At 71.1% G+C, this 24628-nt stretch carries 23 protein-coding genes; 17 read left to right on the top strand and 6 right to left on the bottom strand.

Going from position 1 to position 24628, the window contains the following annotated elements:
* The first annotated feature begins 6 nt into the window (after positions 1 to 6).
* The 3 genes from serS to N7E59_RS07175 all read left to right on the top strand — a co-directional run bounded on the left by serS (position 7) and on the right by N7E59_RS07175 (position 2919).
* A complete protein-coding gene (serS, locus tag N7E59_RS07185; protein ID WP_261624240.1) occupies positions 7 to 1296 on the top strand; it encodes a serine--tRNA ligase in 1290 nt (429 codons plus the stop codon).
* A gap of 98 nt (positions 1297 to 1394) precedes the next feature.
* Positions 1395 to 1886 (top strand): Dps family protein, encoded by a 492-nt coding sequence (locus tag N7E59_RS07180; RefSeq protein ID WP_261624239.1) that lies wholly within the window; start codon positions 1395 to 1397, stop codon positions 1884 to 1886.
* 127 nt (positions 1887 to 2013) lie between these two features.
* Positions 2014 to 2919 carry an HAD family hydrolase gene (locus N7E59_RS07175; RefSeq protein ID WP_390905022.1) on the top strand — a complete coding sequence of 302 codons (906 nt, stop codon included), beginning with the start codon at positions 2014 to 2016 and terminating at the stop codon, positions 2917 to 2919.
* A 209-nt stretch (positions 2920 to 3128) separates the two neighbouring features.
* Here the strand turns inward: N7E59_RS07175 and N7E59_RS07170 are convergent, their stop codons facing one another.
* The 4 genes from N7E59_RS07170 to N7E59_RS07155 form a co-directional block, all read right to left on the bottom strand.
* Positions 3129 to 4112, bottom strand: a complete 984-nt coding sequence (locus N7E59_RS07170; protein ID WP_261624238.1) for an ArsA family ATPase — start codon at positions 4110 to 4112, stop codon at positions 3129 to 3131.
* On the bottom strand, positions 4103 to 4384 hold the full coding sequence (locus N7E59_RS07165; protein WP_261624237.1) for a cory-CC-star protein: 282 nt from the start codon (positions 4382 to 4384) through the stop codon (positions 4103 to 4105). The genes N7E59_RS07170 and N7E59_RS07165 overlap by 10 nt, the downstream gene beginning before the upstream one ends.
* 4 nt (positions 4385 to 4388) lie before the next feature.
* Positions 4389 to 6110 (bottom strand): carbon starvation CstA family protein, encoded by a 1722-nt coding sequence (locus N7E59_RS07160; RefSeq protein ID WP_261624236.1) that lies wholly within the window; start codon positions 6108 to 6110, stop codon positions 4389 to 4391.
* A 219-nt stretch (positions 6111 to 6329) separates the two neighbouring features.
* Positions 6330 to 8042: a carbon starvation CstA family protein gene (locus tag N7E59_RS07155; RefSeq protein ID WP_261624323.1), complete on the bottom strand. Its 1713-nt coding sequence runs from the start codon at positions 8040 to 8042 to the stop codon at positions 6330 to 6332.
* 206 nt (positions 8043 to 8248) lie between these two features.
* On the opposite strand from N7E59_RS07155, the gene N7E59_RS07150 reads away from it, so the two are divergent.
* From N7E59_RS07150 to N7E59_RS07085, 14 genes are all read left to right on the top strand, one after another.
* Positions 8249 to 9049 (top strand): GNAT family N-acetyltransferase, encoded by an 801-nt coding sequence (locus N7E59_RS07150; protein WP_261624235.1) that lies wholly within the window; start codon positions 8249 to 8251, stop codon positions 9047 to 9049.
* Positions 9036 to 10268 carry a DNA glycosylase AlkZ-like family protein gene (locus N7E59_RS07145; RefSeq protein WP_261624234.1) on the top strand — a complete coding sequence of 411 codons (1233 nt, stop codon included), beginning with the start codon at positions 9036 to 9038 and terminating at the stop codon, positions 10266 to 10268. The genes N7E59_RS07150 and N7E59_RS07145 overlap by 14 nt, the downstream gene beginning before the upstream one ends.
* Positions 10269 to 10327: 59 nt before the next feature.
* Positions 10328 to 10807 carry an inorganic diphosphatase gene (locus N7E59_RS07140; RefSeq protein ID WP_261624322.1) on the top strand — a complete coding sequence of 160 codons (480 nt, stop codon included), beginning with the start codon at positions 10328 to 10330 and terminating at the stop codon, positions 10805 to 10807.
* Positions 10808 to 10958: 151 nt separating this feature from the next.
* Positions 10959 to 12230: a zinc-dependent metalloprotease gene (locus N7E59_RS07135; RefSeq protein WP_261624233.1), complete on the top strand. Its 1272-nt coding sequence runs from the start codon at positions 10959 to 10961 to the stop codon at positions 12228 to 12230.
* Entirely contained in the window at positions 12227 to 13360 is a 1134-nt protein-coding gene (tilS, locus tag N7E59_RS07130) for a tRNA lysidine(34) synthetase TilS (protein WP_261624232.1), read from the top strand. The genes N7E59_RS07135 and tilS overlap by 4 nt, the downstream gene beginning before the upstream one ends.
* Positions 13260 to 13811 (top strand): hypoxanthine phosphoribosyltransferase, encoded by a 552-nt coding sequence (hpt, locus tag N7E59_RS07125; RefSeq protein WP_261624231.1) that lies wholly within the window; start codon positions 13260 to 13262, stop codon positions 13809 to 13811. Before tilS ends, hpt begins: the two co-directional genes overlap by 101 nt.
* A 181-nt stretch (positions 13812 to 13992) precedes the next feature.
* Positions 13993 to 15960 carry an ATP-dependent zinc metalloprotease FtsH gene (gene ftsH / locus N7E59_RS07120; RefSeq protein ID WP_261624230.1) on the top strand — a complete coding sequence of 656 codons (1968 nt, stop codon included), beginning with the start codon at positions 13993 to 13995 and terminating at the stop codon, positions 15958 to 15960.
* On the top strand, positions 15960 to 16529 hold the full coding sequence (gene folE, locus N7E59_RS07115; RefSeq protein WP_261624229.1) for a GTP cyclohydrolase I FolE: 570 nt from the start codon (positions 15960 to 15962) through the stop codon (positions 16527 to 16529). Before ftsH ends, folE begins: the two co-directional genes overlap by 1 nt.
* 58 nt (positions 16530 to 16587) lie before the next feature.
* Positions 16588 to 17553, top strand: coding sequence for a dihydropteroate synthase (gene folP / locus N7E59_RS07110; RefSeq protein ID WP_261624228.1), 966 nt, complete (start codon positions 16588 to 16590; stop codon positions 17551 to 17553).
* Between the two features lie 4 nt (positions 17554 to 17557).
* Entirely contained in the window at positions 17558 to 18487 is a 930-nt protein-coding gene (folK, locus tag N7E59_RS07105; protein WP_261624227.1) for a 2-amino-4-hydroxy-6-hydroxymethyldihydropteridine diphosphokinase, read from the top strand.
* Positions 18484 to 19086 (top strand): DUF3180 domain-containing protein, encoded by a 603-nt coding sequence (locus tag N7E59_RS07100; protein ID WP_261624226.1) that lies wholly within the window; start codon positions 18484 to 18486, stop codon positions 19084 to 19086. Before folK ends, N7E59_RS07100 begins: the two co-directional genes overlap by 4 nt.
* Positions 19067 to 19576: a PH domain-containing protein gene (locus N7E59_RS07095; RefSeq protein ID WP_261624225.1), complete on the top strand. Its 510-nt coding sequence runs from the start codon at positions 19067 to 19069 to the stop codon at positions 19574 to 19576. The genes N7E59_RS07100 and N7E59_RS07095 overlap by 20 nt, the downstream gene beginning before the upstream one ends.
* A 10-nt stretch (positions 19577 to 19586) precedes the next feature.
* Entirely contained in the window at positions 19587 to 21311 is a 1725-nt protein-coding gene (locus tag N7E59_RS07090; protein WP_261624224.1) for a PH domain-containing protein, read from the top strand.
* Positions 21308 to 22234, top strand: coding sequence for a Rossmann-like and DUF2520 domain-containing protein (locus N7E59_RS07085; protein ID WP_261624223.1), 927 nt, complete (start codon positions 21308 to 21310; stop codon positions 22232 to 22234). Before N7E59_RS07090 ends, N7E59_RS07085 begins: the two co-directional genes overlap by 4 nt.
* Positions 22235 to 22325: 91 nt before the next feature.
* Here the strand turns inward: N7E59_RS07085 and N7E59_RS07080 are convergent, their stop codons facing one another.
* Together N7E59_RS07080 and N7E59_RS07075 are read right to left on the bottom strand one after the other, a co-directional pair.
* The gene (locus tag N7E59_RS07080; protein WP_261624222.1) at positions 22326 to 22862 is read right to left on the bottom strand and encodes a methylated-DNA--[protein]-cysteine S-methyltransferase; all 537 of its coding nucleotides are present in this window, start codon (positions 22860 to 22862) and stop codon (positions 22326 to 22328) included.
* Positions 22855 to 24501 carry an Ada metal-binding domain-containing protein gene (locus N7E59_RS07075; RefSeq protein ID WP_261624221.1) on the bottom strand — a complete coding sequence of 549 codons (1647 nt, stop codon included), beginning with the start codon at positions 24499 to 24501 and terminating at the stop codon, positions 22855 to 22857. Before N7E59_RS07075 ends, N7E59_RS07080 begins: the two co-directional genes overlap by 8 nt.
* Positions 24502 to 24628 lie beyond the last annotated feature (127 nt).

Genomic DNA, 24628 nt, shown 5'->3' with positions numbered 1-24628 from the left:
GGTCCCATGATCGACATCAAGCACCTGATCGAGGAGCCGGAGCTGTACCGCGCGAGCCAGCGCGCCCGAGGGGCCGACGAGTCGCTGATCGAGCGGGCCGTCTCGGCCCACAGCGCCCGCAGCGCCTCGATCACCCGGTTCGAGTCCCTGCGCGCCGAGCAGAAGTCCTTCGGCCGGCGCGTGGCCCAGGCGGAGGGGGACGAGAAGCAGGCTCTGCTGGCCGAGGTGAAGGACCTCTCGGAGCAGGTGAAGGAGGCGGAGGCCTCCGCCAAGGCCGCGGAGGCTGAGCTCGCCGAGATGCAGCGCGCCGTCCCCAACCTCATCCACGACGGCGTCCCGCCCGGCGGCGAGGAGGACTCGGTGGTGCTGCGCCACGAGGGCGCGCCCCGCGACTTCGAGGCCGAGGGGGTCTCGGTCCGCGACCACCTGGACCTCGCCGAGGCGCTGGACGCCGTCGACATGGAGCGCGGGGCCAAGGTCTCCGGGGCCCGGTTCTACTTCCTCAAGGGAGTCGGCGCCCGACTGGAGCTGGCCATGATGCAGATGGGCCTCGACCAGGCGCTCGAGCACGGCTTCACCCCGATGATCACCCCGACCCTGGTGCGTCCGGAGACCATGCAGGGCACCGGCTTCGACGTCGAGCACGACGACGAGATCTACCGTCTGGAGCGCGACGACCTGTACCTGGTGGGCACCTCGGAGGTCTCCCTGGCCGGCTACCACGCCGACGAGATCCTGGAGCTGTCCCAGGCTCCGCTGCGATACGCCGGGTGGTCCACCTGCTATCGGCGCGAGGCCGGCTCGCACGGCAAGGACACCCGAGGGATCCTGCGCGTCCACCAGTTCAACAAGCTGGAGATGTTCGTCTACTGCTCCCAGGAGGAGTCGAAGGCCGAGCATGAGCGGATGCTGGCCTGGGAGGAGACGATGCTGCGGAAGATGGAGCTGCCCTACCGGGTGGTCGACATCGCCGCCGGCGACCTGGGCATGTCGGCGGCTCGGAAGTTCGACTGCGAGGCGTGGGTCCCCTCCCAGGGCACCTACCGCGAGCTGACGTCGACGTCGGACTGCACGACCTTCCAGGCGCGGCGGCTGAACATCCGGGAGCGCACGGTCAAGGACGACGGGTCCAAGGGCCCCACCCGTCCGGCAGCCATGCTCAACGGAACCCTGGCCACCACCCGCTGGCTGGTGGCGATCCTGGAGAACCACCAGCAGGCCGACGGCTCGGTCCGTGTGCCGGAGGCGCTGCGTCCCTACCTCGGCGGACTGGAGGTCCTCACCCCGGTGAGGTGAGGCTCATCAGGCTGTCGGCGCTTCTTCTGAATCGCTAAGATGTGGAGCGGCGGCAGGCAGCACCGCCTGGCGCCCCGCCTCACCGAAGGAGAGCGACCATGGCAGACCGCAACGCCGACTACACCGTCCCCGGCCTGGCGAAGGAGAACGGGCACGAGATCGCCGGGCTCCTCCAGCAGCGCCTCAACGCGCTCAACGACCTCCATCTGGCGCTGAAGCACGTGCACTGGAACGTCACGGGTCCGAACTTCATCGCCGTCCACGAGATGCTCGACCCGGAGATCGAGAAGGTCCGCGGCTTCGCCGACGAGGTCGCCGAACGCATCGCCACCCTCGGCGGCACGCCCTCGGGACGCAGCGGCCAGATGGTCGCCGAACGGTCCTGGGAGGACTACCCGCTGGGACGGGCCAGCACTCAGGAGCACCTCACGGAGGTCGACAAGGTCTACGACGGCGTCGTCTCGGACCACCGTCAGGTGATCGCCAAGGTCGCCGACACCGACCCGATCACCGAGGACCTGCTCATCGGTCAGACCAAGGACCTCGAACTGTTCCAGTGGTTCGTGCGCGCCCACCTCGAGCGCTCCTGAGCCGCCCTCCGTCCACCTGCCGTTCTTCCGCCGATGGGACCATCCGGCATAATGTCCTACTCCGGCGCCCTGCGCAGCACGGCGTCGGCGGACCAGACCGCAGACCCCGAACGGACGGCGCTCCTCTATGACCACCACGGACACGAACCAGACCGGCCGGATCTCCGTGCCCGCCGCGGGCGACGGGGGCAGCCACGTCCATCGTCGTGGTCGGGCCATGGTCTGCCTCGACGTCGACGGCACCCTGGTCGACCACGACGGTCACATGTCCGACGCCGTGCGCAGGACGGGTCGTGAGGTCGTCGCGGACGGGCACACGGTGGTCGTGTCCACCGGGCGCTCGCTGCCCGCGGTGCTCCCGGTGGTCGAGGCCCTGGGCGTGACCCAGGGGTACGCGGTCTGCTCCAACGGAGGGGTGACCGTACGCATCGACGCCTCGCTGCCCGACGGCTACGAGGTCATCTCCCGCCACGTCTTCGACCCCGCCCCGGCCCTGGAGGCGCTCGCCGACCGCCTGCCCAACGCCCGCTACGCGGTGGAGACCGCCGACGGCGGGTTCCTCTCCACCGAACGGTTCCAGGACATGTCCTTCGGCCTGATGGCCGAGGGGGTCACCTTCCAGGAGCTCACCCAGGTGGAGGCGGTGCGGCTGGTGGTCAACTCGCACACCGCGACCAGCGAGGAGTTCGCCGAGGCCGTCGGGGGCATCGGTCTGCAGGGCGTGACCTACTCGGTCGGATGGTCGGCCTGGCTCGACGTCGCAGCGGCGGGAGTGACGAAGGGATCCTCCCTCGAGGCGCTGCGCGAGCGCCTCGGGGTGCCGATCACCGACGTGGTCGCCGCAGGGGACGGGCGCAACGACATCGAGATGCTCGTCTGGGCCGGCCGCGGCGTGGCGATGGGCCAGGCGCCGGAGGAGGTCGTGCGGGCGGCCGACGAGCAGACCGACCACGTCGACGACGACGGCCTCGTGCCGGTGCTGCGCCGCGTGCTCGACGGTGACTACGGCTCGCGCGACGCCGTCGCCGACTGACCGCCGGCCCACCCGAAAGCACCTCAGCGTCCCCCAGCCACGCCCTCACCCCACCCCGAACCGTGCGTCTACCCCGAATGCACACGTCCCCCGCGAATCCGCGGGGGACGTGTGCATTCGGGGTAGACGCTTGCGGTGTGGAGGTGTGGACGGGTGTGAGGAGGTGGGGACGGGTGTGAGGAGGTGGGGTCGGTGAGGTGCGCGGCCGATCAGGCGTAGAGGTCGGCGAGGCGTCCTACGGCGTCTGCGCCCACCACGTCGCCCGGGAGCAGCGGCACGGTCTGCACCTCCATCTCCGGCAGGAGCTCACGCAGCGACTCCACATGCCGCAGCTCCTGCTCCCGACGACGGGCCAGGTACTCCCCGGCGTCGTCGGGGGACAGCCGGTTGACCACCAGCCCGCCCACGCGGACTCCGCTGCCCTGCAGGTCGGTGACCAGCTCCGCCGACTCCAGCACCGGCAGCCGCTCCGGAGTGAGCACGACGACGAAGGCGCACCGCCGCTCGTCGCGCAGGACGTCGCGCAGCTGTTCGAAGCGGGTGCGACGCCGGGTGAGCACCGCTCGGATCCGACGGTCGCGCTGGGTCGCCGGGTCGTCGTCGCGGTCCAGCGCACGCACTGCGGCGCCGAACCGTTCGGCCCGGTCCCGCCGCGCGAGCAGCCCCTCGGTCCACACGGTCATCGTCTCGGGCAGCGCCATCAGCCGGGCGGTGTGGCCCGAGGGCGCGGTGTCGAACACGATGAGGTCGTAGTCGTCCAGGGACTGCTCCACCAGCTCGGCGATCCGCTCCAGCAGCGCCGACTCATGCGTGCCCGGCGAATCCTCGGCCATGCGCAGATGCTCGTCGACCTGTCGGTGCAGATGCTCGGGCATCATCGACCGCAGCGTCTGGCCGACCTCCCGCACATGGGCGCGCACCGTGCGGCGCGGGTCCACCTCGACGGCGTCGAGCCGCCCGGCAGACGCGCCGTCCCCGTCGGCGTCCCGGAACAGGGTGACGACGTCGTCGCCGATCTCCCGCTCCCACAGGTGCCCGATGTTGTGGGCCGGGTCCGTGGAGACCAGCAGGACCCGGCCGCCGGCGCGTGCACGGTGCAGGGCCACGGCCGAGGCGGTGGAGGTCTTGCCGACCCCGCCCTTGCCGCCCAGGAACAGGACCTGGACCGAGCGGCTCAGTGCGTTCAGCAGCATGAGAGTCCTTCGATGGGCAGATCCTTCATCCCCTGGCGGATGTGCCAGTCGTGCATGCGGTCGAGCATCTCGGGCAGCAGCTCCAGGGTCGCCCCCGAGGCCGGGTTGGGGATGCCCAGCGCCTCGGAGAGGACCAGCATCATGAACAGGTCCTCCTCGTCGCGTCGGGCGCGGGCCATCGTCCGACGGTACGGCGCGACGTAGAACTCCTCGAGCCCGCGGGAGAGCCCGCGCAGCCCGTCCCGGAGGCGGGCCAGCCCTGACGCGGCCATCGGCTCAGCGCTCCCGGCTCGGCAGCTTCTCGGCCTCGGTCAGCAGCTCGTCGTCCTCGGGCTCCTTGGGCTCCTTGGCGACCCGACCCATGGCGATGGCCGACTCCACCAGGACCCAGGCGGCGGCGATGATGATGACGACGTCGATGCCCAGCAGCAGCCACTCGCCGTCGGCGTAGAAGGTGCCCAGCTGCACGAAGGCGGCCCAGGCGCTCACGATCAGGACGAACAGCGCCGGGATCAGCACCGGCAGGAACGGCCGTCCCTTGCGCATCAGCATGATCGTCACGATCATCAGCGTCAGCGCGGCCAGCAGCTGGTTGGTGGTGCCGAACAGCGGCCAGATGAGCATGCCGCCGGAGCCGTCCCCGCCCTGCGAGAAGGTCAGCGCCAGGGCGATGCCGACGGTGACGATCGTGGCCACCACGGTGTTCAGCCGGATGCCGGCCAGCTGACCGATCTCCTGCACCACGAACCGCTTCAGGCGGACCCCGGTGTCCATGGTCGTCGCGGCGAAGAGCACGGCCATGGTGGCGAGGATGGTGGCCGAGAGGCCCTCGGGGATCCCCAGACCGGCGTTCATGATCGCCCCGCCGCCCTCGACGAAGACCGGCACGCCGCCGGAGGAGAAGGACTCGTAGACCGACTCCCAGTCCTGCAGCGACTGGAACCCGGCCGTCGTCGCGATGATGGCGCCCAGGGCGAGCAGGCCCTCGCCGACGGCGCCGAAGTAGCCGACGAACCGGGCGTCGGTCTCCCGGTCGATCTGCTTGGACGAGGTGCCCGATGCCACGGTGCCGTGGAACCCGGAGATCGCCCCGCAGGCGATGGTGACGAACAGCAGCGGCACGATCGACGGGGTGTCGGCGGGGACGTTCTCGTTCCAGGCGGGGGCGACGAGCGTCGGCGTCGCGATCAGGACCGAGCCGTAGAGGATCCCCAGACCGATGAACAGCTGGATGCCGTTGATGTAGTCGCGCGGCTGCAGCAGGACCCACACCGGGAGGACTGAGGCGATCGCGGCATAGACGAACAGCAGCACGATCCAGACGCCCTCGGGGGCCAATCCCATGACCTGGTCCGGCAGCTCGACGGGGAAGCGGTCGCCCAGCAGGATGAGTCCGTAGAGGGCCACGACGCCGACGACGGACACCAGGGCCAGGTTCATCCGGAAGCGGTAGATCGCCTGTCCCACCAGCAGGGCCACGACGAGTGCGCCCCAGGTGGGGATGACGGCGCCGGGCTGGGCGACGAGCAGTCCGGAGATCACCACGGCGAAGGCGGCGACCACCATGAGCAGCAGCAGGAAGATGACCACCAGGAACAGGTTCCTGCCGCGGGCGCCGATGTAGCGGCCGGACAGGGTGCCGATGGACTGCCCCTTGTTGCGGGTGGAGGCCCACAGGGCCCCGAGGTCGTGCATGCCGGCCAGGAAGATCGTGCCGAAGACGACCCACAGGAAGGCCGGCAGCCATCCCCAGATGACTGCGACCGCGGGTCCCACGATGGGAGCCGCGCCGGCCACGGAGGTGAAGTGGTGTCCCCAGAGGATGTACTTGTTGGTGGGGACGAAGTCGACGCCGTCGTCGAACTCGTGGCTGGGGGTGCGGAACTCGGCGTTGAGCTTGTAGACCTTCTTGGACAGGAACTTCGAGTACAGGAAGTAGCCGGCCAGCATCATCGTCACGCCGATGACGGCCAGCACCAGTGAGTTGACGCCGTCCATAGTGACTCTCCCTCTGAGACGGACGGACACGCCGTCCTCCTCAGAGCGTCGGCCGTTCCCCGGCGACCGAACGGAGGGCGCTGTCCGGTGCGATATGTGTGATCGTCGTCATCGTACCGCGTCGAGGGGTGAGCATGCCGCCTGCGGCGGCCGTCGGATCACGGCCGCCGCAGGGGGTGGGTTCGCGGGCTCAGCGCCGCTGATCGGGTGCTATCGTGCTCAGCGCTCCCGGCTCGGCAGCTTCTCCGCCTCGGTGAGGGCCTCCTCGTCCTCGGGCTCCCTCGGCAGGTGGCGGGCCCGGCTCATCGCGATGACCGCCTCCACCAGCACCCAGGCGGCGGCGACGATGATCGCGACGTCGATGGAGAGCAGCAGCCACTCGCCGTCACGGAAGAAGGTGCCCAGCTGGACGAACGCGGCCCAGGCGCTCATCACCAGGACGAACAGTCCGGGGATGAGCACCGGCAGGAACGGCCGTCCCTTGCGCATCAGCATGATGGTGAGGATGACCAGGGTCAGCGCCGCCATCAGCTGGTTGGTGGTGCCGAACAGCGGCCAGATCAGCAGACCGCCGGAGCCGTCGCCGCCCTGGGAGAAGGTCAGCGCCAGTCCGAGGCCGGTGGCCAGCAGGGTGGAGACCACAGTTCCCAGCCGGATGCCGGCCAGCTGGCCGATCTCCTGGATGACGAACCGCTTCAGACGCATGCAGGTGTCCATGGTCGTCGCGGCGAAGAGCACGGCCATGGTCGCGAGGATGGTGGCCGAAAGTCCGGCCGGGATGCCCAGGCCGGCGTTCATGATCGCCCCGCCGCCCTCGACGAAGACCGGCACGCCGCCGGAGGAGAACGAGTCGTAGACAGCCTCCCAGTCCTGCAGCGACTGGAACCCGGCGGTGGTGGCCAGGATGGCGCCCAGGGCGAGCAGGCCCTCGCCGACGGCGCCGAAGTAGCCGACGAACCGGGCGTCGGACTCCCGGTCGAGCTGCTTGGAGGTGGTGCCGGAGGCGATGACCCCGTGGGCTCCGGAGATCGCCCCGCAGGCCACGGTGACGAACAGCAGCGGCACGATCGACGGGGTGTCGGCGGGGACGTTCTCGTTCCAGGCCGGCGCCACCACGGTGGGGGTGGCGATCATGACCGAGCCGTAGAGGATCCCCAGACCGATGAACAGCTGGATGCCGTTGATGTAGTCGCGCGGCTGCAGCAGCACCCAGACGGGCAGGATCGAGGCGACGGCCGCGTAGACGAACAGCAGCACGATCCAGAATCCCTGCGGGTTCATCCCCAGGACCGGGTCGGGCAGCTCGATCGGGTATCGGTCACCGATCACGATGAGCGCGTAGAGCGCGGCCACACCGACCAGGGAGACGACCATGAGGTTCATCCGGAACCGGTAGATCGCCTGGCCGACGCAGACGGCGACGATCAGCGCGCCCCAGGTGGGGATCACGGCGCCGGGCTGGGCGACGAGCAGTCCGGAGATCACCACGGCGAAGGCGGCGACCACCATGAGCAGCAGCAGGAAGATCACTGCGAGGAAGAGGTTGCGGCCCCGAGCGCCGATGTAGCGCCCGGACAGGGTGCCGATGGACTGGCCCTTGTTGCGGGCGGAGGCCCACAGGGCGCCCAGGTCGTGCATGCCGGCCAGGAAGACCGTGCCGAAGACGACCCAGATGAACGCCGGCAGCCATCCCCAGATCACGGCCACGGCCGGACCGATGATCGGCGCGGCGCCGGCCACTGAGGTGAAGTGGTGCCCCCAGAGGACGTACTTGTTGGTGGGCACGAAGTCGACGCCGTCGTTGAACTCGTGGCTCGGAGTGCGGAAGTCGACGTTGAGCCTGTAGACCTTCTTGGACAGGAACTTCGAGTAGAGGAAGTAGCCTGCCGCCATCATCGCGACGCCGATGACGGCGAGCACGAGGGAGTTGATGCCATCCATAGGGATCCCCTTCGGCAGTGGACGGACGCGGGTGGTCTCGGGGTAGGTCGACGGAATCGTGCGGCGGCCCCCGAGGACCGCATCATGGTGCGAGGTGTGACGCGGCTCATAGTACCGTGTTCGGCAGAGGCGTCCAGCTCGGTCGGGTGTGTGTCTTAGTGTGCGTCTGGAGGGAACGGACGACGAGCGGAGGCGGCATGGGCGGCGGCAGGATACGGGTGGACGATGCGCGGCAGCCGCTGGAGGAGATCTGGCCGCCCTTCGGGCTGCGGATCGAGTCTCCGCGGCTGGTGCTGCGCGTGGTCCGAGAGACCGACTTCCCCCAGTACGTCGCCGCGGCGACCTCCGGTGTGGTGCGCACGGATCGCAACCCCTTCGTCTCGCCCTGGAACGAGCAGTCCCCGGAGGAGCTGGTCCGCAGCTCGCTTCCGTGGCTGTGGTCGACCCGAGGGCGTATCGGGCCGGACGACTGGTACCTCATGTTCGGGGTGTTCCGGAAGATGGGACCTGAGGGGCCCGCATCTGAGGGTTCGGGCTCCGAGCGGCTGATCGGGATGCAGGACTGCTCCGCCTCCCACTGGCGGACGCTGCGGCAGATCAGCTCCGGCAGCTGGCTGCGTGCCGACGAGCAGGGGTGCGGCTACGGGCGCGAGATGCGGGCGGCCATGCTGCTGTGGGCCTTCGACCACTTCGACGCGCACTGCGCGGTCTCGGGGGCGTATCAGTGGAACGAAGCCTCCCAGCGGGTCTCCCGGGGCCTGGGGTACCGGGTCTCGGGCACCGGCCGCGTCGTCGACGCCCACGGGGGAGTGGAGATCGAGGACCGGTTCGAGCTGCTGTCCGCCGAGCTCATCCGACCCGACTGGGACGTGGAGGTCGCCGGGTCCCGGCGGCTGAGGAGCTTCTTCGAGGGCGAGGACATCGGCCAGGACGCCGACGACGCTGAGGACTCCGGCGGCGACGCCGATGATCCCCGGGTGGCCGATGCACACGGCTGAGGCGGTCCGCGCCGTCGTCGTCGCCGGTCAGGGGATCCCCGCGCGGCGGGCGACCGCCGCCGACGCGCCGTTCGGCGACGCCGCAGACGTGCTCCGACACGTCGGACTGGTGCAGCTGGATCCGCTCATGCGGGTCTCCACGGCGCAGCGGCTGACGTGTCTGACCCGACTGCCGCGTCGTCGCTCCGCGGAGGCCGTCGACACCGCACTGTGGCCGGCCGGCGTCAGGGGCGGTGAGCGAGTGGGCTTCGAGGCGTTCACCAAGGTCGCCTGCCTCTTCCCCGTGGAGGACTGGCCGCTGCTGCGGCTCTCCCGGGCCCGCCACCGCGACCACGCCGAGCGGGTGCTGTCCGCGAGCGAGCGGCGGGAGATCCTCGCCGTCGTCGCCGATCATCCGGGCGGCGCACCGATCGGTGCGATCGAGACCGGCGCCGGGCCCGGTGTGCGCACCGCCGGGTGGAACTGGTCGGAGGTCAAGAAGGCGGCCGAGCTGATGGTCCGCGCCGGGGAGCTGGTGATCACGGCCCGCGAGGGGACCACCCGACTGTTCGACCTGCCCGAGCGCGGGCTGCCGGCCGAGGTGCTCGAGGCCGACGGCCCCGGCCGTGACGGCGGTGCCGGCGGTGCCGGTGGTGGCGCCTCGGAGCCGGACGACGAGCTGCTGGCGGGACTGGCCCGCCGAGCCTTGGGGACCATGGTGGTGGCCACCGAGGCCGACGTCGCCCATCACTACCACCTGTCGCCGACACAGGCTGCGACCGGAGTCCGCGCGGCGGGCCTCGTGCCGGTGACGATCGCGGGCTGGCGTGCGCCGGGGTGGTGCACCGCAGAGGTCGCCGAGCAGCTGGGACGCACGGATCCGGGCGACGGCGAGGCGGTGGGTCCTGCGGGGGAGGCGCGGCTGATCGGCCCGTTCGACCCGCTGCTGCGGGACCGGCGTCGGGCCTCGCGGATCCTGGGCTTCGACTACCTTTTCGAGGCCTATGTGCCCGCGGCGAAGCGGGTGTACGGCCACTACGTGATGGGCGTGCTCTCCGGGTCGCGGATGGTGGCCCGGGCCGATGTGCAGCGGGTCGGCGACACTCTGCGCATCAACGGGATCTTCCCCGAGCGTGGGATCCGGCGCCGCTCGGCGGAGGCCCGGACCCGTGCGGCCGCGGAGACCCTCGCCGCCCAGCTCGGCGCCGCCGACGTCGCCCTCCCCGACGCCGTTCTGTAGTCTGGCTCCGCACCCCTCACGTGCCCCGACACCCGTTCTCGCAAGGAGGATCCGTGGCCCTGGTCCGCGACGTCACCATCGAAATCCCCACCGGCTCTCGCGTGAAGTACGAGATCGACCACGAGACCCACCGCATCCGCCTGGACCGGGTCCTGTTCACCCCGATGCAGTACCCGACCAACTACGGCTACTTCGACGACACCCTCGGCGAGGACGGCGACCCGCTCGACGCCCTGGTCTGGATCCCCGGGGTGGAGCTGCTGCCCGGCGTCGTGGTGGAGGCCCGGCCGATCGCCATGCTGAACATGACCGACGACGGCGGCGGCGACGCCAAGCTCATCTGCGTCCCCGACGACAGGCGCTTCGACCACATCACCGAGCTCGAGCACCTCGACGACTGGACCCGTGAGGAGATCGAGCACTTCTTCACCCGGTACAAGGACCTCGAGCCGGGCAAGTGGGTCCGCATCGAGGGCTGGACCGGACGTGAGGAGGCCGAGGCGGAGCTCCAGCGCTCCGTCGACCGCTTCGCCGGCTGAGCCCGCCCCACCCCTCCATCGAGTCCCCGATCCCTGCAGCACTTTCGGCCGTCTTCGGCCCGACACGCTGCAGGGATCGGGGACTCGATGCGTAGGGGGTCTCACCCGGGCCTCCGGGCAATGCTCAGACTCCTGTGATGGGATGTCTCACATGATGCGCACGGCTGAGCCGACCACCGAGGACACCACCGAGGAGGCCACCGAGGAGGCCGAGGGGCACACCGGCCTCACCGAGGAGCAGGCCGCTGACCTGCTGATCAACTGGGAGGTCGTGGAGCACGCCGCCCGCGCCCTCGTCCCGCCCGGACCGAAGCTCTCCGCCCGTGAGGCCGCCGTCGAGGTCGCCGCCCTGCGCGCGGCCGCGCTCGCCTCGGTCGACCACGTCCACCGGATCACCGGTATCCCCGCCGCCGCCGGCCTGGGCGCCGACCCGGAGGACACCCTCGTCGTCGACCGGCCCACCTGGTCGCGCGCCAACGCCCGGTCCTTCCGCCGCATCCTCGCCCCCTCGCTGAAGGCCGCGCTCGAGCGTCGGCCGGACATGCTCCGCGAAGGGTCGAGCTCCCAGGTCTTCGGCTCAGCCCTGACCGGCACGGAGATGGGAGGGATCCTCGCGTTCCTCTCCGCCAACGTCCTGGGTCAGTTCGATCCGTTCGCTCCGGGCGCCCGGGAGGGCGTCCGAGGTCAGCTCATGCTGGTCGCACCGAACATGGTCGAGGTCCGCCGCCAGCTGAACCTCGAGCCCGACGACTTCCGCCTGTGGGTGTGCCTGCACGAACAGACCCACCGTGTGCAGTTCGCCGCCGCCCCCTGGCTCCCCGAGCATCTGATGGGCCTGATGGAGACGGTCTCCACCACCACCCTCGGAGCCGGGGACGTCCTCGGCGAGCGGCTGCGCGAGGCGTTCTCCCAGCTCAAGGAGGAGATGCGGGACACCCGCGGGTCCTCCCGGTCCGAACGCAGGGCGCAGAAGAGGGCCGCCCGTGAGCAGCGCCGCGACGCCGACGGCGACGTCGTGCCCCCGCGCAACCGTGTGGTCGAGGTGATCGCCACCGACGAGGGACGGGAGGCGTTCTCCCGGGCCACTGCGGTGATGAGCCTCCTGGAGGGGCACGCCAACCATGTGATGGACCACGTGGACTCCTCCATCGTCTCCTCGGTGAAGACGATCCGCCGCCGGTTCGAGGCCCGGGCGAAGAACCGCGGCATCATGGAGCGTCTCGTCCGCCGCATGCTCCAGCTCGACGTCAAGGCCCGCCAGTACGTGGACGGGCAGCGGTTCGTCGACCACGTCGTCGCGCAGATCGGGATGGAGGGCTTCAACCGCATCTGGGAGTCCCCGGAGACGCTGCCCACCGAGCATGAGCTCCACAACCCCGATCGGTGGATCGCCCGGGTCGGAGTGACCCCCACGTCGGCGTGAGCCCGGCGCTGCCCCGGGCGGTGGCCGAAGCCCGCCGCGCGACCGCCGCCGTCCTCAGCCCGGACGGCCTCACCCTGGTCGCCTGCTCCGGCGGTGCAGACTCCCTGGCGCTCGCCGCCGCGGCGGCCCACCTCGTCCGACGGGGGGAGGCGCAGGTCGGCGCCGTCGTCGTCGACCACGGCCTGCACCCGGACAGCGCCGAGGTCACCGCGACGGCGGTGGATCAGCTGCGCGGACTGGGGCTCGATCCGGTGGTCGTCGAGACGGCCGAGGTCGATCCGGAGTCCGCCGAGGGGCCGGAGGGATCGGCGCGCACCGCCCGCTACCGCGCCTTCGCCCGCGCGATGGGAGAGACCGGGGCCCGACGGATCCTCCTCGCCCACACCCGCGACGACCAGGCCGAACAGGTGCTCCTCGGCCTCGCCCGCGGCTCCGGCACCCGCTCCGTGGCCGGCATCCCCCGCAGCCGCGGGCCGTTCCGCCGCCCCCTGCTGGACCTCACGCGCCGTGACACGGAGACGATCTGCGTCCACGCCGGCCTGACCCCGTGGTCGGACCCCTCCAACAGCGACCCCGCGCTGCTGCGGTCCCGCGTCCGCACGGAGATCCTCCCGCTGCTGGAGGAGCGCCTCTCGCCGACCATCCGCGGGGCCCTGGCTCGGACCGCCCACATCGCCGCCGACGACGCCGATCACCTCGACGCCGAGGCCCAGGGGCGCTTCGCGGACCTCGTAGAGGACCCCGACGCCCACGGCCGCGTGCGCCTCGACCTCGACCGGCTCGACGAGCTCTCTCCGGCGATCCGGCGCCGCGTCCTGGCGCTGGCGGTGATCGCCGTCGGAGGGGCTCGCCCCTCGATGGAGAGGATCGAGGCGGTCGACGGGCTGCGTGCCCGCACCGGCTCGGCGGGCCCCGTCGAGATGGAGGGCGGAGCGCGCGTGCACCGGGGGACCACCGGTTCGGCGGAGTATGGAAAACTGGTGCTCGTTCCGCCGGGTGCGCCCGGCCCGCCGTCAGGAGATGGAGATCATGGACGCCAAGGACGTCTCCGCAGATCTGAAGGAAGTCCTCTACACCAAGGAGGAGATCGACGAGCGGGTCCGCGAGATGGCGGCCCAGATCGATCGTGACTACGAGGGCCGCGAGGTGCTGCTGGTCGGCGTGCTCAAGGGCGCGTGCATGATCATGGCGGACCTCTCGCGCTCGATGCGCTCGCATCTGACCATGGACTGGATGGCCGTCTCCTCGTACGGCTCCGGCACCAAGTCCTCCGGGGTGGTGCGCATCCTGAAGGACCTCGACGCCGACCTGCTCAACCGGCACGTGCTCATCGCCGAGGACATCATCGACTCCGGTCTGACCCTGTCCTGGCTGAAGGCCAACCTGGAGTCCCGCGGCCCGGCCTCGGTGGAGATCTGCACGCTGTTCCGCAAGCCGGAGGCGGTGAAGGTCGACATCGACGTCAAGTACGTCGGCATGGACATCCCCAACGAGTTCGTGGTCGGCTACGGCCTCGACTTCGCGGAGAAGTACCGCAATCTGGACTCCGTCGGGATCCTCGCTCCGCACGTATACGAGTGACCGGGTGGGTCCTACCGGCCTCGGAGCCCTCATACACCTGGGACCCCGCGCCGACGGGCCTCCATCAGCCTCAGCCGGTCGCGAACGCGTGACGTCCGGGGGCACTGCTGTCAGGCACTGCCAGTAGGCTTAGGCGCCAGACACCCCCGAACGGTGTCTCCCTACGTGCCCACGGAGCTGGTTGACTTTGAAGAAGTTCTTCGCCGGACCGCTGTTCTGGATCCTGCTGGCGGTCGCCGCCCTGCTGCTCGTCGTGCCCATGCTGTTCAACGGCGGGGGCGGCAACAGGGTCGACACGAACGTGGGCATGGGGATGCTCCAGGACGGCGGCGTCACCGAGGCGCAGATCGACGACGCCGACAACCGGGTGGACCTGCAGCTCGAGGAGGCCTTCGAGCAGGACGGCCAGGACCTCGGGCGCAACGTGTACTTCTACTTCTCCGAGGCGCGGGCGGAGAACGTGGTCGCCGCCGTCGACGACGGCGGCCTGGAGGGCTACACCGACGAGCCGGAGCAGTCGAACTGGTTCCTGTCCATGCTCGGCTTCATGATCCCGTTCCTGCTCATCGCGCTGCTGTTCATCTGGCTGCTCACCCGCATGTCCGGGGGCAATTCGCGGGTCATGCAGTTCGGCAAGTCCAAGGCGAAGATGTTCGACAAGGACATGCCGCAGGTGACCTTCACCGATGTCGCAGGCGCCGAGGAGGCGGTCGAGGAGCTCGACGAGATCAGGGAGTTCCTCTCGGAGCCGGAGAAGTTCCAGCGACTCGGCGCGAAGATCCCCAAGGGAGTGCTGCTCTACGGCCCCCCGGGCACCGGTAAGACGCTGCTGGCGAAGGCGGTCGCCGGCGAGGCCGGGGGCGCCTTCTACTCCATCTCGGGATCCGACTTCGTGGAGATGTTCGTCGGCGTCGGCGCCTCCCGGGTGCGGGACCTGTTCAAGCAGGCCAAGGAGAACGCCCCGGCGATCATCTTCGTGGACGAGATCGACGCGGTGGGACGTCAGCGCGGCGCCGGCGTCGGCGGCGGCAACGACGAGCGCGAGCAGACCCTGAACCAGCTGCTCGTGGAGATGGACGGCTTCGAGGCCAACGCGAACATCATCGTCATCGCCGCCACGAACCGGCCCGACGTGCTGGACCCCGCGCTGCTGCGCCCCGGCCGCTTCGACCGTCAGATCCCCGTCGAGGCCCCGGACTTCGCGGGACGCCGAGCGATCCTCGGCGTCCACGCCAAGGGCAAGCCGATGGTGGAGGGTCTGGACCTCGCCGCCATCGCCCGCAAGACCCCCGGGTACACCGGTGCGGACCTGGCGAACGTGCTCAACGAGGCCGCCCTGCTCACCGCACGCTCCAACGCCGACCTCATCGACGACCGCGCGGTCGACGAGGCCATCGACCGCGTGATGGCCGGTCCGCAGAAGCGCACCCGGCTGATGAAGGACCATGAGCGCCGGGTCACCGCCTACCACGAGGGCGGCCACGCGCTGGTCGCCGCCGCCCTGAACTACTCGGCCCCGGTCACCAAGATCACCATCCTCCCGCGCGGCCGTGCGCTTGGGTACACGATGGTCGTCCCGGAGGACGACAAGTACTCCACGACGCGCAACGAGCTGCTCGACCAGATCGCCTATGCGATGGGCGGCCGGGTGGCCGAGGAGATCGTCTTCCACGACCCCTCCACCGGTGCCGCCAACGACATCCAGAAGGCCACGGAGTCGGCTCGTCGGATGGTCACCGAGTACGGGATGAGCTCCAAGGTCGGTTCGGTGAAGCTGGGGTCCGGGGACTCCAACCCGTTCCTCGGCAAGGAGATGGCCACCGGCCGCGACTACTCCGAGCAGATGGCCTCCGTGGTCGACTCGGAGGTGCGCGCCATCATCGAGGAGGCCCACGACGAGGCCTATCTGGCGCTCACCGAGAACCGCCACGTCCTCGACCGTCTGGCCGAGGAGCTGCTGCGCGTGGAGACGCTGAACGCCCACGAGGTGGCGGAGATCTTCCACGACGTGCGCAAGCGCCCGCACCGCCGGATCTGGGAGTCCTCGCCGGAGCGCCCGCTGATCGTCGACGGCGAGGTGGAGGGCCCGGCCCAGAGCGGCGTCGGCGTGCACGACGGTGCGCGCCGCGAAGGACGGGGTGAGGTGTGATGGGCGAGGTCGACCTGCCGCGCATCGAGGCCGCCGTCCGCGAGATCCTGCTCGCCGCCGGAGAGGATCCGGACCGCGAAGGCCTGCGTGAGACGCCGACCCGGGTCGCCAAGGCCTATGCCGACGCGTTCTCCGGGCTGCACCGGGACCCCGCGGAGCTGCTCTCCACCACCTTCGACATCGGCCACGAGGAGCTGGTCCTGGTCAGGGACATCGCCCTGTACTCGACGTGCGAGCACCACCTGGTCCCCTTCTACGGCGTCGCCCACGTCGGCTACATCCCCTCCGCGGAGGGTCATGTCACCGGGCTGTCCAAGCTGGCCCGCCTGGTGGACATCTACGCCAAGCGGCCGCAGGTGCAGGAGCAGCTGACCAGTCAGATCGTCGACGCCCTGATGCAGCACCTGGCGCCGCAGGGGGCCGTCGTCGTCGTGGAGTGCGAGCACCTGTGCATGTCGATGCGCGGGGTCGCGAAGCCCGGCGCCAAGACCATCACCTCGGCGGTGCGCGGCCAGCTGAGGGACCCGGCCACCCGCGCGGAGGCGATGAGCCTGATCATGCGCGGCTGAGCACGGCTGGGAAGACCGGGGACGCTTCGGAGATTCACAGGACAGGGAGGATGAGGATATGGACACGATGGGGGCGATGCCCGGGACCGGGCCGAACACCGGCGCGCTGCGGGTGGTGCGCAAGGCGCCGCCGGCCCACTTCGACCGGCTTCCGACGGACCGCACGCTGGTCATGGGCGTACTCAACATCACCCCTGACTCCTTCTCCGACGGCGGCCGCTTCGTCGAGGGCGGCCGGGTGAACCACGACCTCGCCGTGCAGGCGGGGCTCGGGCTGCACCGCGCCGGGGCGGACATCATCGACGTCGGCGGGGAGTCCACCCGTCCGGGGTCGACGCCGACGGACCCGGAGGACGAACGCCGTCGGATCCTCACCGCCGTGCAGGCGCTGTTCACCGCCGGGGCGCTGGTCTCGGTGGACACCCGCCGTCCTGCCACCGCGGAGGCCGCCGTCGCCGCGGCCCCCAACCCGGATGCGGTGATCGTCAACGACGTCTCCGGGCTGGTCACCGACCCGGCGATGCCCGAGCTCGTCGCCCGGACGGGGGTCCGGGTGATCGTCACCCACAATCGGGACGTCCCCGAGACCATGCAGGAACGCGCCGAGTACGACGACGTCGTCGCCGAGGTGCTGCAGGAGCTCGGACAGGTGCGTCGTCGCTACCTGGACGCCGGGGTGGCGGAGGACCGGATCATCATCGACCCGGGGATCGGGTTCGCCAAGACCGCCGAGCAGTCCTGGACGATGCTGCGGAACCTGCACCGGTTCACCGCCGACGCCGACCGGGTGCTGGTGGGCGTCTCCCGCAAGGGCTTCCTGGGCGACCTGCTCGCCGCCCCCTCCGGCAGACGTCCCGCAGAGGGCCGGGACGCGGCCACAGTCGCGCTCACCGCACTGGCCGCGCAGGCCGGCGTGTGGGCGGTGCGAGTGCACGACGTCGAGGCGAACCTCGACGCGGTGCGCGTCGTCGCCGAGGTCCACGGCGGTCCCGCCTCCTCCGATCAGCGGTCCGGGGACGCCTGAACCCATGGATCAGGGCCGGGCAGACGACGCACGGGGGTCGGACCGGATTCGGCTGACCGGACTCACCGCCTTCGGCCGCCACGGCGTCTTCGAGCACGAACGGCGCGACGGACAGACCTTCCGCGCCGACGTGGAGCTCGCCGTGGACCTGCGGACCGCAGGGGTCTCCGACGACCTCACCGACACGGTGAGCTACGCGGTGATCGCCGACCTCGTCGAGACCGCGATCACCGGAGAGCCCTACGACCTCATCGAAGCTCTGGCCGAGCGCATCGCCGTCGACGTGCTGCGCGCCGACCGGCGCATCCGCGCAGCCTCGGTCACCGTCCATAAGCCCAGGGCCCCGCTGACCCAGCGCTTCGACGACGTCGCCGTCACCGTCGTCCGCGACCGGGACGACCTTCAGGAATCCACCGCGGTGCGTGCGGTCCTCGCCCTGGGCTCCAACCTCGGCGACTCCGAGGACACCCTCCGCGGCGCCGTCGCCGCGCTCGCAGCGGCCGACGGCGTCCGCCTGCTGGGCACCTCGCCGCTCGCGGTCACAGCACCGGTCGGCGGTCCCGCCGGGCAGCCCGACTTCCTGAACCAGGTGGTCGAGGTCGAGACCACCCTGTCCCCGGACGCCCTGCTCGACCTGGGTCACGAGGTCGAATCGGCCCACCGTCGGAGGCGTGATGTCCGGTGGGGGCCGCGGACCCTGGACGTCGACATCATCACCTACGGCGCCGAGCGCATCGACACCGACCGACTCCAGGTGCCCCACCCGCGGGCGGCCGAACGGGCCTTCGTCCTCGCCCCCTGGTCCTGGATGGATCCGGAGGCGATGCTCGACGGCAGGCCGGTCCGCGAGCTCGCCGAGCAGGCCCCCGACGCCGACGGGGTCCGACGCGTTGATCGCGACCACGCCGAGGGGGACGGGGGCCGCCCCGGATGACTCGTCTGCGTCCCCTGTGGCTGCTGGCGCTCAGCGCCGGCGCGGTGGTGCTGGGGCTGGTCGCCGCCGTCGTGATGGCCGGTGCGGGCTACGGTGCGCCGGTGCTGCCGAACTCGGCGCTGGTCACCCTCATCGGCGTGGGGGCGGTGATCCTCACCCTCGGCATCGTCGTCCGGCGGGACATGGCGCGGCTGGAGGCCGCCGCGCGCCGGGAGCGTGAGCGGGAGGCCCGCCGGGACGCCGGCGGTGCGGAGGAGCCCCGAGGACCCCGGCCGGCGAGGCGGGTCTCCCCGCTGTTCGCCGTGCGTGTGGTCGCCGCCGCCCAGTCGGCGGCCTATGCCGGAACCATCATCCTCGGGTGGCACCTCGGGATCCTGGCGCACCTGGCCCCGCAGGTGGGGCTGGGCACCGCCAACGCGCAGTCGGCGGTGTATATGGCCGCAGGAGGACTAGGCTGGGTGATCGTCGGGTTCGTCGTCGAGCACCTGTGCCGACTGCCGCCCGACGACGGAGCCGGTGCGGCGAGTCGGCACTGTGAGCGGGGCCGACCGGACGCCGGACGACGAGGCGAGGAGGGGTATGCCCGCGGAACCGATTGACCCGGCAGGGATCACCTGGACCAGGGTCGATGCACGCTACATCACAGTCCGGATGATCGGGTCGTGCACCAGCTGGCTGATCACGCTGGCGGTCGTCTCGGTCCCGGTGGTGCTCACGCTCAGCGGCGTCATCGGGTTGCCGCTGTGGCTGTGCTTCTCCGTGCTCGGCGTGCTGCTCGCGTGGGCGGCCGTCGATCTGATCCTGGTGCCGCGGCGGGTCCGTGCCATCGGGTATCACGAGCGTCACGACGACCTGCTCATCCGCACCGGACTGCTGTTCCAGCGCGTGGTCGCCGTCCCGTACGGGCGGCTGCAGTACGTCGACATCCAGGCCGGGCCGATCATGCGGAAGTTCGGCCTCTGCGTGGTGGAGCTGAAGACGGCCTCGGCGGCCACCGATGCGTCGATCCCCGGGGTGGTGCGTGACGAGGGGGCGCGGCTGCGCGATGAGCTCTCCGCCCGCGGTCAGGCCCGCCTGGCGGGGCTGTGAGGGCGAGCCGATGACGACGCCGCCCGACCACGGACCGCAGCCGGAGGATCCCCGACAGGAGGATCGCCGACAGGAGGATGCGCCGGCCGAGGCTCCGGAGCATGACGAGGCCCGGCCGTCCTCGGAGAAGTGGTTCGACGAGTCCTGGACCAAGGTGCACCCGCTGAGCCCTCTGGTGCGCGGCTGGCTGACGCTGGTCGCGATCCCGGTCATCATCTTCGGATACAACTGGCAGACCTGGGCGGACCTGTGGGAGGTGCTGCGCACCGGACAGGCCGTCGACGAGTTCCAGCGGGACCCGACCCCGTTCCTCATCGGAGGAGGGGCGTTCCTGCTGCTCGTCGCCCTGATCTTCGGCGGATTCGTGCTGTCCTGGTGGTTCACCCGATACAAGATCACCGACGAACACGTGATGGTGAAGTCGGGGATCTTCGTCCGCCAGCACCGTCAGGCCCGGATCGACAGGGTCCAGGCGGTGGATCTGCGGCAACCGCTGCTGGCCCGGTTCACCGGGCTCGCCGAGCTGAAGTTCGAGGTCGCCGACGGCGAGGGCACCGCCGCCTCGCTCCAGTTCCTGAAGCGTTCCGAGGCCGAGGAGCTGCGGCAGGAGATCATGGACCGGGCTGCCGGGCGCGAGGCGGCTCAGAGGCAGGAGCAGGACCCCGCGGATCATCCGGAGTTCGGCGAGGCCGGAGAGGCCGGCGACGACGTCGCAGGCCCCGCGACGACTCCGGACCCGGAGCGGCTCATCGCCCGTGTGCCGCTGGGCCGACTCATCGGGTCGGTGGTGCTGGGGTGGGGAACCCTGGTGGTGCTGGCACTGCTGGTGATCGGCCTGCTGGGAGTCGGTGTGACCATGCTCGGGCTCGCACTGTTCCTGGACGAGCGGGAGTTCGGCGCCGAGCTCACCGCCGTCGGCGGAATCTCCGCCGGAGCCGCGCTGCCCGGCATGGTGCCCGCACTCGTCGGTCTGGCCTTCAGCTACTTCCAGCAGATCAACAAGGGCTTCCGGTTCACCGCCACCATGACCCGGGCCGGGCTGCGGATGCGCTACGGGCTGCTGGAGACCACCACGCAGACGGTGCCCCCGGGTCGCGTGCAGGCCCTGCAGATCACCCAGTCCCCGCTGTGGCGACCCTGCGGCTGGTACAGCGTGAGGGTCGTCGTCGCCGGCTACGGCGCCGGCGAATCCCGGTCGACCCTGCTCCCGGTCGGGAAGATCGAGGACGTCATGTCCGTCACCGCGGCGATGTTCCCCGACCTCCGTGTCGAGGACCCCGAGGATCTGTTCCTGGAGGGGCTGCGCGGGCGCTGGGACCGGGGGCGCTTCACCTGCGGTCCGAAGCGCGCCCGGGTGTTCGACCCGTGGGTGCGACGTCGCCGCGGCTTCGCCACCACGCCGTCGACCACGATGTTCCGGGACGGCCGGGTGGTGCCGCGGCTGACCATGATGGCCCACGAGCGGATCCAGTCGCTGAGCATCGAGGCGGGTCCGCTGGCCCGCCGACGTCGTCTGGCGCGGATCCACCTGCACGTGCCCACCGGACCCTTCCTGGTCACGGTGAAGAATCAGGACATCGACGCGGTCCGGGGGCTGTTCCAGTACGAGGCCGAGCATGCCGCCGTGGCCCGGCGCTTCAGCGACCGGAACCGGTGGATGCTGCCGGAGGAGCAGCAGCAGTTCGAGAAGCTGGTCACCGAGGACCGCGCCGCGGCCGCGGAGGAGCCCGTATGATCGCAGACCCGTACCCGTCCCCGCACGATCCGACCGCCCGGGAGGGCAGGCTCGGCGTCGGTGTGGTCTCCGCCGGCCGGGTCGGCGCCGTGCTGGGTGCGGCGCTGCGTGCGGCGGGCCATCAGGTGGTCGGCGTCCACGCGGTCTCCGAGGCCTCGCGGACCCGGGCCGAGGCGCTGCTCGACGGTGTGCCGATGCTCGAGGTGCCGGAGATCTTCCGCCGCTCGGAGCTGGTGCTGCTGGCGGTGCCCGACGACGTGTTGGCCGAGGTCGCCTCCGGTGCGGCCGAGGCCGGCTGCATCCGGGCGGGACAGCTGATCGTCCACACCTCGGGGCGGTTCGGCACCGAGGTGCTGGCTCCGGCGCGAGATCGCGGTGCGATCCCGTTGGCGATCCACCCGGCCATGACGTTCACGGGGCTGAGCATGGACCTCCAGCGGCTCTCGGCCTGCTCCTTCGCGGTGACGGCGGCCGCCCCCATGCTCCCGATCGCCCAGGCGCTCGTCGTGGAGATGGGCGGGGACCCCGTCGTCGTCGCGGAGTCCGACCGGGGGCTGTACCACGCGGCCCTGGCCCACGCCTCGAACCACCTGAACACGGTGGCCGGACAGTCGGCGGAGCTGCTGCAGTCGATCGGCATCGAGCAGGCCGACCGGGTCCTGGCGCCGCTGATGCAGGCCTCTCTGGACAACGCGCTCGCCTCCGGGGCGGGGGCGCTGACGGGTCCGGTGGCCCGCGGCGACGTCGGCACAGTGGCCCATCACGTGCGGGTGCTGGCCGAGGCGGAGGCCGCCGGGACGCTGCCCGCGGACCTGCGGTCGGCGTACACGGCGATGGCGCGGGCGACGGCGCAGCGGGCCGTGGACCGAGGGCTCATCAGCGAAGCGACGGCCGCCGAACTCCTCGACGCCCTCGCCGGCTGACCTCCCCTCCCCCCCCCCCCCCCCCGTCCTCTCTCCATCGGTTGGGCGCTCCGCGTCGCCCAGAACGCGATCTCGGCGATCTGAGCGACGCTCAGCGCCCAACCGATGAGGTGGGGGTGGGCGTGCTCGGGGTGCGGGACTCCCGTCGCAGCAGGGACTCCTTGATCGTCGTGCCGTAGCGGAAGCCGCCGAGACCGCCGTCGCTGCGCAGGATCCGGTGGCAGGGGACGAAGAGGGCCGCGGCGTTGTGCGCGCAGGCACCTGCCGCGGCGCGGACGGCCGCCGGGTTCCCCGTGCGCTCGGCGTAGTCGGAGTACGTCAGGGTATGACCCGGCTCCACCCCGCGCAGCACCTCCCAGGCGTGCTCACGGTACGGTCCGGAGCGCTGGCGCACCGGGAGGCGACCGGGGGCGGAGTGGTCGCCGGCGTAGTAGTCCTCCACGGCGGACCGTGCGAGTCCGAGGAGCTCGCCGTCGTCCTGCGATCCGGTGCCGGTGCACAGCTCGCGGTGGATCAGGGCGGTCAGCGACGCGGCGTCGTCGGTCCAGCCGGAGGCCAGCACGGCGCCGCCGCCGATGATGATCGTGAACGGTCCGTCCGGAGTGTTCAGCGTGGTCGTCTCAGCCATGGTCGGGTCCTTTCGGTGCGACATCGTGGGAGGCGGAATGGTCGGAGGCGGAATCGTGGGAGGCGGGGGAGGCGGCCACCTGCCACAGGTGCAGCGCCGCGTAGGAGCGCCAGGGCGACCACCGCCTCGCATGGTGCTCCAGCGCACGATGGGCCGCCGGTCGTGGGAGGTCGGGGTCGAGGGCTCCGGCCTTCGTCGCACCGGCGAGCAGGGCGACGTCGCCGGTCATCCAGTCGTCCGGGGCCCCCAGCACCCGCAGCGCCAGGTAGGCCGCCGTCCACCGTCCGATCCCGGGAAGCGCGGTCAGCCGCTCGCGGAGACTCTCCTGCGCGACCCCGGAGTGGACCTCCAGCTCCCCGGTGCTCAGGGCTTCGGCGGCCCGCCGCACAGTGCGCACCGACCGGGCCGGCAGCCGCAGCGGACGGTCCGGATCCGGGCTTCCGTCCGCAGCGGCCGAGTCCGCCGGGTCGGGGACGCCTCGGAGGATCTCCCTCGGCGTGGGGAACAGCGTCGTGAGTCCCTCGAAGGTGGAGGCCCACGGCGTCCCGAGCCGCTCGGTGAGTCGGCTGAGATGGGTCCGGGCGGCGGCCACTGAGATCTGCTGACCGATGATCGCACGGGTCACGTACTCCTGCGGATCGGCGGTTCCGGGAAGTCGGATCCCGGGTGCGGCCGCGACCAGCGGCGCCAGCTGCGCGTCCTCGCTCAGGGCGGCGTCGACGGCCTGCGGGTCCGCGTCGAGGTCGAAGAGCCGACGGGTCGCCCCCACTGCGGCGGGCACGTCGGCCAGCGAACTGAGCTCCGACCGCATGGTCAGTGTCCAATGCCCATGACGGTGATGGTCGGAAGCGGGGTCCCGCGGCTCGGCGACGACCTCCACCGCACCCGGACCGTGCGGCAGGCGCAGCGTGCGGGCGTACCGCAGCGTCCCGCCCCTCAGCTCGACGGACTCCACGCCCGCAACGGCGCGGGCGGCGAGGAACTCGAAGACGCCCGGGGCGTCGAAGGGCTCACGCATCGGCAGACGCAGAGGCAGGTGCAGGGTCTCGGATCCCTCAGAGGTCTGCGGCGTCTGCGAACGTCCCCTGATGCTGCCGGGCGTGGCGTCGAAGACCTCACGGATCGTGTCGTTGAACTGCCGCACAGATCCGAACCCCGCGGCGAAGGCGACGTCGGCGATCTTCAGCTCCGTGCCGCAGAGCAGGGTTCTGGCGATCTGCGCCCGATGGGCTCGAGCCAGTGCCGTCGGTCCGGCGCCGAGTTCGGCGACCATGGTCCGGTGCAGGTGCCGGGAGCTGTATCCGAGACGGGCGCTGAGTCCGTCGACGCCGTCGGCGTCCGCGGCGCCCTCACGGATCAGGCGCATCGCCCGGGCCGCCAGGTCGGTGCGCAGGTTCCACTCCGGGGTGCCCGGCACGGCCTCGGGCAGGCAGCGTCGGCAGGCGCGGTACCCGGCCTCGTGTGCGGCGGCCGAGGTCAGGAAGAAGTCCACGTTCTCCGGCTTGGGCGTCCGTGCCGGGCAGGAGGGGCGGCAGTATATCCCGGTGGAGGAGACGGCGGTGACGAACTGCCCGTCGAACCGGGCGTCGCGGGCCTGCACCGCCCGATACCGCTCCTGAAACTGCGCCGTGTCCTGCATGCAGTCCATCCCAGCCCATGGGCGGCACCACGTCTAGCGGAGATCGGACACGGCGATCGGACACGGCGATCGGACGCAGTGGCAGGGGCGGACAGCGGGTGGGCCCCCACCCGGGCGGGGCCGTCGA

The organism is Nesterenkonia marinintestina, assembly GCF_025420485.1.
GTDB lineage: Bacteria > Actinomycetota > Actinomycetes > Actinomycetales > Micrococcaceae > Nesterenkonia > Nesterenkonia marinintestina.
The sequence above is the reverse complement of the archived record's forward strand: the minus strand, read 5'-3'. Positions and strand labels throughout refer to the sequence as shown.